Annotated in this window: 4 protein-coding genes; 1 reads left to right on the top strand and 3 read right to left on the bottom strand. The window is 67.6% G+C overall.

Annotation, left to right across the window (positions count from 1 at the left end):
- Positions 1-2,622: GGDEF domain-containing protein (locus tag DD1DGNOD_RS04340; protein WP_131769496.1), on the bottom strand; the 2,622-nt coding region annotated here is incomplete at its 3' end.
- A 483-nt stretch (positions 2,623-3,105) separates the two neighbouring features.
- Positions 3,106-4,032: an alpha/beta fold hydrolase gene (locus DD1DGNOD_RS04335; protein WP_131765321.1), complete on the bottom strand. Its 927-nt coding sequence runs from the start codon at positions 4,030-4,032 to the stop codon at positions 3,106-3,108.
- A 339-nt stretch (positions 4,033-4,371) separates the two neighbouring features.
- Here DD1DGNOD_RS04335 and DD1DGNOD_RS04330 point away from each other — a divergent pair, with 339 nt between their 5' ends.
- Positions 4,372-5,934, top strand: coding sequence for an MBOAT family O-acyltransferase (locus DD1DGNOD_RS04330; protein WP_131769495.1), 1,563 nt, complete (start codon positions 4,372-4,374; stop codon positions 5,932-5,934).
- 87 nt (positions 5,935-6,021) lie between these two features.
- Here DD1DGNOD_RS04330 and DD1DGNOD_RS04325 read toward each other — a convergent pair whose 3' ends face one another.
- Positions 6,022-8,271, bottom strand: a complete 2,250-nt coding sequence (locus DD1DGNOD_RS04325; protein WP_131769494.1) for a family 2 encapsulin nanocompartment cargo protein terpene cyclase — start codon at positions 8,269-8,271, stop codon at positions 6,022-6,024.
- Positions 8,272-8,825: the final 554 nt, after the last annotated feature.

The raw sequence follows: 8,825 nt of genomic DNA, 5'->3' as shown, positions 1-8,825 counted from the left end.
GGAGAACATGACCGTTCCCGCCGGATCCACCACGGACAGGCCGCCCACGACGAACCCGAGCGTGCCGCTGGTCGCCAGGTTGGCCTGGCTGGGCGAGTCCCGCAGCGACTCGCCCATGACGACGATCGCCACCGGCCGGCCCTCGCGCAGGACCGGGACCGTCACGTAGTCCCGCCAGACCCCGTCGACGTTCATCACGGGTGAGTTGCCGGCCCGTCCCCCGCGAGCGGTCTGCCACGCCGGATCACCCGGACCGATCGGCAGGGTAAGCGACGGCGGTTCGGCGGCCAGCACCTCGCCGTCCACGGTGGCCAGGGCCCAGACGTAGTTCCTTCCGCCGATCCCTGATCCGGCGAACGACCGCAGGGTGCCGGCGTCCTGAGCCCGATCGCTCAGCGACCAGGACGCCTCGGAAACAGCCGCGATCAGACGCTGGCTGTCGACGCTGTGCGCGGAGGAGTCCGCCACGATGGCGGTGAGCGTCACGTGCTCGGCCAGGCGCTGCCGCTCGGCGGTGTGCCGGGCCTGCGTCTGCAGCCACAGGCTGACCGCGGCCATGGCGAGCAGGGCTCCGCCCGCCACCAGCGGCGGCCCCAGTCGGCCGAGGCGGCTGCGGGCGGGATAGTCACAGGGCAGGGTGGAACCGGGCCCGGTCGGCGGGGGGAAGCGTCGCTCGGCCGGCTGCTCTGCCGGGCGTCGCGGCTCGGGCAGGGGCGGAGGAAGGGGCATCCCGTCGTGGATCTCGGTGACGGGTACGGCGGGTTGCACGCCGGGCTGTGCGCCGGACGCCCTGGTGGACGGCGTGGTGGACGCCACGGCGAAACGGCCTTTTCCCGCCCGTTTGGCCTCGTACATGGCGTTGTCCGCGGCGCGCAGAAGATGCTCGGGCGCCGCGGCCTCGAGCGTCGACGCCGCAATACCGATGCTGGCGTCGACCCGAACCGCCGAGGCGTCCACCATGATCGGAACGCGCACCGATTTGATGATCCGGTCGGCGGCCGCGCCGGCGGATACCTCGTCCGCGCCGCGCAGCAGGATCCCGAACTCGTCACCGCCGAACCGGACCGCCAGGTCACCGTCACGCAGGGTCTGGACGAGACGTTCCGCGACGACCCGCAGGACAGCGTCGCCGGCATCATGACCGAGACCGTCGTTGACCGGTTTGAAGTGGTCGAGATCGATGAACAGCACCGCGAACGGCGCACCGCCCGCGCGGGCGGTACCGACCGCCCTTTCCAGCTCGTCCATGAAGACCACCCGGTTGGGAAGCCCGGTGAGCAGATCGTGGGACGCCTGGTAACCCAGCTGATCCTGCAGGTCCTTGCGCTCCCCGACCTCGTGACAGGTCACCAACACACCGGCGAGCTCCGGATGGCCGGTGAGGTCGCTGGCCTCCAGGTCGAACCAGCGCAGGTCGCCGGAGGCGGTGGTCAGCCGTATGTCGAAGACGACACCCCCGCCCGGGTCTGCCAGCAGCCGCCGGATCCGTCCGATGTCGTCGGGATCGGCGAAGTCGGTCAGCACGCGACCGAGCCAGGACGCCGCGCCGTAGCCGAGCAGGTCGTGTACCGCGGGGCTGACAAAGGTCATCTTCTGCTCGTCGCCGACGACCAGGATGATGTCCCGGACACCTCCGAGCATGGTGTGCAGACGCGCTCGGGCACGCCGGGCGACCTGCTCGCGGCGCAGACCGAACACGACGAGACCGCCGACGCAGACCGCCAGGACAGCCAGCAGCGTCAGGTTCCCGTGACGTTGCGCGGTCCGCAGGTCCGCGAACAGCCGTGCGGTGGGTTGCTGGAAGATCGTGGTGTAACCGGTCGTGGGCTGCGTCTCGGCGACGTTGGTCACCTGTCCCTCTGCGCTGTCCGACGTCCACACCCGGACCGTGCCCGGAACCAGACCGGCCAGTTCGCCCGGTTCGACCAGGCGCCGACCGCGCAGGTCCTGCTTCCAGCAGGCGACCGCGACGCCGGACGCATCGACGTCGCAGAGGCTGCCCGACCCGCTGACGAGGGCGGCGAACTTCTCACTGCTCTCCCGGGCCACCCCCTCGTCGACGATGCGGACCAGCACGGCCCACGGGCGGGACGCACCCACCGGCACGACCGTGGCCCGCACCGGTACGTCACGCAGGATGAACACCGGCGACATGGCCGGACGCCCCGCCAGCGCCGCCGTCCAGGCCGTGCCGAGACCGGCAAGCGGTACCTGCAGCCCGTCCGGGACGGTAGCCAGCGACGTGCCGTCCGAATCGACGAGGGTAACCAGAAGGCTCATGTCCCCGGGAGGCGCCATCACCAGCTGCCGCAGCAACTTCTGGTTGTGGACGGGCTGGTCAGGCGCGAAGGAAGAGCCGGCGGCCGCCGCGGCTGTCCGCTGCGGGTCGTGCATTCTCGAGGCGTTCTCCGCGACCCGTTCGACAACCCGGGAGCGGTCGGACAGCCGCTGGCGCTCGCCTTCGCGCAGACCTGCCTGCCTGACCACCAACGCCAGCGTCCCGAGTGTGATCACCACCGCCAGCCCGACGAGCAGTGGGGTGGATCGTCGTAGCCGTCCGTCACCCGCGTCGCCAACGAGAACAGACGATCGTTCGACGAACGCCGGACGGTTGCCCAGCACCGAAACTGTTCGAATGGCCTTTATCCCTTATCGTCATCAGTTGCCGTCATGGAAGAAATATGCAGACAAGGACGGACAACCTCGTCGTACGCCGACCCGTACCTGCACCCGCGCCTCCGAGGCCTCCGGGCGCGCGAAAACCATGATCGCGCAGCCTTTGGCCCCAACGCCCCTCAGGCCGCCGGCCACGCGAAAACCATGATCGCGTGGCCTTTGGCCGGGTGGGAGGTACCGTTCCATCCCTTGTTACATCCCGGATGAGCACCCCCCACCGCTACACCTACGGACAGATGTCACAAAAATGATAGTTGCGGACACGCAGTAGCAAGAACGCCCGGGGGGCAGGACGCTCGATCGGCCAACGGCAGCCGGGTGGCCGGAGGGACAAAGACAACGCGATCATGTTTCTTTCGCGCCCAGGACGTTGGACACCGGCGGGTTGGACGCCAACCGGCGAGCCGGGGCGTTGTCCGGCTGCGAGGACTACGAACGACCGGTGACGGCGACGGGGATGGTCGCCTGACGCGCCGCGGTGGCCGCTTCGCCCCGGTGGGCCACGTCGTCGAGCTTGTCCAGCAGACGGTCCCAGACCTGGCGTGGGATGTCGTGGCTCATGCCATCGATCTCCAACAGCTCCGCGGACGGGATGACGGCAGCGGTCAGGCGCCCGCCGGCCACCGGAATCAGCAGGTCGTTCGTGCCGTGCACGACCAAGGTGGGGATCTCCAGCCGGGCGAGATCGGGTGTCCGGTCCTCCGCGGCCAGGATCGCGATCAGCTGCCGCGCGGTTCCGTGCGGGTCGTACCTGCGGTCCCAGGCCAGCCCGGCCCGCTCCCGTATCCACCCGCGGTCGTGTGGGAACTCGGCCGAGCCGATGATGTTGTAGATCTGCTCGGCTCCGTCCACATACGCCTCTCGGCTCGCCGCCACCGGGCGGAGCACAACGGCGGCAGCGTCCCAGGCGGCCTGACCCACCCCGTGGTTGCCGGTGGTGGCCGAGACCGAGGTGAGGCTGCGTACCCGGTTCGGGAAGTGCAGTGCAGCGGTCTGGGCGATCATGCCGCCCATGGAGATCCCGAAAACGTGCGCCGACTGCCAGCCGAGGGCGTCCATCAGGCCGATGGCGTCGGCTGCCATGTCGGCGAGCGTGTACGGGATGGCATCGGTATCCCCGGACATCGCGGCCGCGAGATCCGGCTGCCCAAGATGATCGAAATGGGTGGAAAGACCGACATCCCGGTTGTCGTACACGACAACCTGAAAGCCGCGACGCACCATAGCCCGGATAAGATCGGGATGCCAGCCGACGAGCTGCTGGCCCAGCTCGCCGACCAGGACGAGTGGCAAGCCGCCGGAGTCACCGTGCAGCTCGTACGCGATTTCGATGCCGTTGGCCTGAACCGTGCCCATAGACGGAAGGTAGCGAGCGTTCGCCGCTGACGCTCGTAATCCCGCGAAGTTTGCCCATAGGTCACCTATTCGGGTGACATCGAACGCGCATCGGGGCTCGAGCGGGAGCGCCGATGCCGTCAGGCGCACCCACGACACCGCCGTTGCCGGGCAAGGTGGCCCGGCCGCCGGGCACTGTGGCCCACGGTTTCGTCAGCTGCGTTGCGCAAACCTTTCGCATCCGCCGATATCTGCTGACACCTGTCACGTCCAGCGTCCGAGATCTAGAACACACCGCACCCATTCGGCTACATTGAGTCAGAAAATCGGTGCCCAAGGTAACCGTGAGGACGGGTACAGGTGATCTTCCCGACAATCGAGTTCGCGGCGTTCTTCGTCGTGGTCATGGCGGCCTCCTGGCGTCTGATGCCCCGTCCACGCCTGTGGAAGCCGTTCATCCTGTGCTGCTCGTACTTCTTCTACGGATACGCGGACGAACGCTTCGCCCTTCTTCTGCTCGCCTCGACAGTCGTCAACCAGGCGACGGCCGGCGCGCTCGGGCGATGGCCCCACCGGCGCATCCTCGCCGTCGGAATCGTATGTGATCTCGGGCTGCTCGGCTGGTTCAAGTACTATGGCTTTTTCGCCCTCTCCGTCGACCGGACGCTGGAGCGCATAGGGCTGCCCGCCCCCCTCCCGCTGCTCCAGGTCGCGCTGCCGGTAGGCATCTCCTTCTTCACCTTCCAGGCGATGTCGTACCTCGTCGACGTCCGGCGTGGACACATCCGTCCCGCGAAAACGATCGACTTCGCGGTGTACCTGGCATTTTTCCCGCACCTGGTCGCCGGGCCCATCGTCCGGGCCGACGAGTTCATCCCCCAGCTCGCAGCCCCCCGCAACCCCGACCAGGTGCAGGTCACCCGGGCGGTCTTCCTCATCGCGGGCGGGCTGTTCAAGAAGGTCGCGCTCGCCGACCTTCTTGCCAGCCAGCTCGTCGACCCGGTCCTCAACACGCCGAGCCAACACTCGTCACCGGAAGTACTGGTAGCCGTCTACGGCTACGCCGTCCAGATCTACTGCGACTTCTCGGCCTATTCTGATATGGCCGTCGGGATCGCCCTTCTGCTGGGCTTCCACTTCCCGGACAACTTCGACCGCCCGTTCACCGCGGCCAGCCTGCAGGAATTCTGGCGACGCTGGCACATGACCCTGTCCCGCTGGTTGCGCGACTACGTGTACATCCCTCTCGGCGGCAGCCGCGCCGGCCCTCGCCGCACCTACGCCAATCTCCTGGCCACAATGACCCTCGGCGGGCTCTGGCACGGCGCCGCCTGGACGTTCGTCATCTGGGGCGCCGTACACGGTGCGGCGCTGTCGGCCGAACGCTGGTGGGTCGGACGCCGACCACACCTACACGGCACGCCGCCCCTCGTTCCGGACGCTGTCACCATGGCGGCCGCCCCCGAAACCACGGTGGCCGGCCTCACCGCCATGACCCTCACGCCCATGACTCCCGCAGCCATGACGGCCACGGCCGTGGCCACAGCCCCCGGAGGAGCATTCACGGTGGCACGCCTACGCTCCCATGGGCGGGCGTGGCTGGGGCGGGTGGCCGTCTTCCATTTCGTCTGCGCGACCTGGGTCCTTTTCCGCTCGCCCGATCTCGGGACGGCCATGGACATATTCGTCCGGTTGTTCACCGCGCCCGGACCCGCGCCCATGGTCACGCGGACGGTTCTGCTCGCCATAGCCGCCGGGCTCGCCACCCAGATGGTGCCGAAGAACTGGTGGCTGCACGCCCAGGACCTTTTCTCGCGGCTCAGCATGTTCGGCCAGGTCGTCGGCATCGTTGCGTTCGTCCTGCTGGCCCACACCATTGTCGGCCGGCAGGACGTCGCACCTTTCGTGTACTTCCGGTTCTGAACAACGATCACGTGGAAGGCGGGGCCAGGACCGACGGCTCTGACCCCGCTCAGGTGGCCACGACGACGCGACCGGCGAATCAGCCAATCAACGGAGCCCACCGCTGCCCACCAATGCCGCGACCCGCAGCGCCGAGGTACCCAACCCGGTGGGCAGGAACGAGAAGTCCGCCGGCGCAGCCGGGATCCGGCTGCGCCGGAGTTCGGACTCGGTGTACCGCACACACCTGCGGTGCCATTCCAGGATTCCCGACATCCACTCCTTGAGGTCGTCGGCGTGGCGGGTGAGAATGTCGCGGACCGGCTCGTCCAGGTCGAACTCGTCGAACAGCGCCGGCAGGTCGTTGGCGATGATGTGCTCGAACTGCTGCATCCGGGCCGTCATCAGGTCGGCCACGATGTCCCGGGCCTGCAGGCGATCCACATTGAGGAAGTTCTCCACGACCAGGACGAGGTTGTGGGTCTCACCCTCGAACTCGATCTCCTTCTGGTAGGAGAACAGGTCGTTGGTGAAAGCGGCGTAGTCCTGCGCCGCGGTGTCCAGCTCGCGCAGGGTCCGGGTCCGGTAGATCTCCGGGGGTACCACGTCCGCGTGTGCGAGCCGGGCCAGGCTCATCGTCATGTCCGACCCGAAGGTCTTACGGCGCATCTCGATGTAGTCGACCGGGTCGGGGATACGGTGCTGGGCCTGGTTGTCCAGCTCCCACAACCAGCTGGAGGTCATGTCCTCCACCGCCTTGCGGAACTGCCTGCGCGCGGGCAGCGCCATCGGCCCCGCGGTGCGCCGCCACAGGTCCGCAAGACCCCGCTCGATCGGGTTCACGGGCTCCGGGGTGATGCCGGCGTCCAGCGGCATGAACGCGGGCAGCCGTTCGTTGCACAGCTTCGCCGCCGCGAGGTCGCGGGTCGTCCCGAACACCAGGGGGAAGTAGTCGTCACCGTAGGTTCCCCAGGCCAACCAGTCCGAGGAAAGGTTGAGCTCTTCGGGGCCCGCATCGGCGTGGATCATCGCGGCGCAGTGCGCGAAGTCGAAGCCGCCGAAACGTCGTTCGTCCCACACCCCGCCGAGTTCCACGCCGGGCACCGAGTCGAACATGCCCATCTGCCGCGCCCAGCCGACCGCGTACTGCCGCGCGGCATCCAGGTGGGGGCTGGTACGGACCGGGTAGGGCATGTAGAGGTCCGGCAACGGCAGATGTCCCACCGGCTGGAACAGCGTGTGGGAATACTGCCGGGACCTGACCCGCAGACCCAGCCTCCCCGGGGAGAGCACCAGCCTGCTGGCGGAGGTGCCCAGGCCGGTCGGGCCTGCGAGCACACCGACTGGGCCCGCCACGGCGCCGTCGTTCATGTACCGGCTGGATCTCGCGTGCCACTCGTGTCCGCCGGACTGCCAGTCCTGCAGGCCCTTGACGTAGGCCGCCACCCCGATCTGCTCGTGCGCGGGCACGGCGTACTCGGCCAGCAGGCCGGGGACCTCGGTCAGCGCCGTGTTCTCGAACTGCTGCAGCCGGGAGGTCAACAGGTCGTTGACAAGCTCGGCGGCCTCCTGCGTCGAACAGTCGAAGAACCGCTCGAAGACCAGCACCGCGTTGGAGTTCTCCCCCTCCTCCTGAACCTCACGCTGGTAGGAGAACAGGTCGTTGCGCAGGTGCACCCCGTCGGAGAACGTGTCCGACAGGACGTGGATCGGCCTTGTCCCGGCGATGCTGTCGGGGATCTCCGCGCCGACGGCGTACTCGACGAGGTTGGCCGACCACGGCGCCCCGCCGACCCGCCGCCGCATCTGCACGTACTCGATCGGGTTGGCGATCCGACCGCGGTTGATGTTGTCCAGCTCCCACATCGACTCCACCATCAGGTTGTGCGTGCTGATGGTGAAACGTTGCCGCCAGCCGTTCGACATCGCCGGTACCGTGCGCTCCCACAGGTCCTTCAACCCCGCCTCGGCCGGGTTCGTCGGTTCCGGCGGCGTCTCGCCCTCCGCGGTCATGAACAGTTCGAGGCGGTCGAGGTACGCCTTCGCCCCGGAAAGGTCACGGGAGTATTTGAAGTGCTCGAGGAAATGGTCGTCGAAGAAGAACACCCAGACGTACCAGTCGGTGATCAGATCCAGGGTGGGGCCGTCGCAGTCCGGATGGGTATAGGCGCACATCAGCGCGTAATCCATCCTGGCCAACGCCGCGTCGTCCCAGACGACACCGCCACCGGGCTTGGACGCCTCAAGCATGCCCATCTGCCGGGCCCAGGCCGCGCTGTGTTCGCGGGAACGCTCCAGATGAGGATTGATCCTGGCTGGATACGGCATGTAGAAGTCCGGCAGAGTGAAAGCCTGCATGACCGCGCCTACTCTCCTGATGGCTTGAGGACCCGGGCCTCCGGCAGCGCGAGAAAAGAATGATCGCACTACCTTTGGTCCTTCAGGCTGACTGGCACAATGCACTCGGGGTACGAGGTACCTAGACTCCTTGCGCTCTCCGGGTACGTGAAAACAACGGTGATCGCGCATTCTTCGGCCAACTGGCGATGTCCGGATACTACCGGGACGGGTACGGACAGGCCAGGTTTGTGCACAAGGAGTCCACGCCGGCCCAGGCGGACGGCACCAGCCGCACCATCCCCGCGTACGCCCGGATCGATCACATCCGATACTTAGAGTAATCGCAATCGGACCAGAAATAGCTGAAGGTATCCGGCCACTCAAGGTCCGAGAGTGGAACCACCTTTTCGGGGACGTGATGAACGAGCGAGAACGGGTTCATGCGGCCGGGAGGCCTCCCGAGCATCGGGTCCCCAGGGACACCGACGCCCCACCGACCGGGGCAACCGAGAGAACCAGGGCAGCCCAAGCGACCGGAACGACCGGAACGACCGGAACGACCGGAACGACCA

The sequence above is a fragment of the Candidatus Protofrankia californiensis genome, assembly GCF_900634765.1.
Lineage (GTDB): Bacteria > Actinomycetota > Actinomycetes > Frankiales > Frankiaceae > Protofrankia > Protofrankia californiensis.
This window is presented reverse-complemented; position numbering and strand designations above follow the sequence as displayed.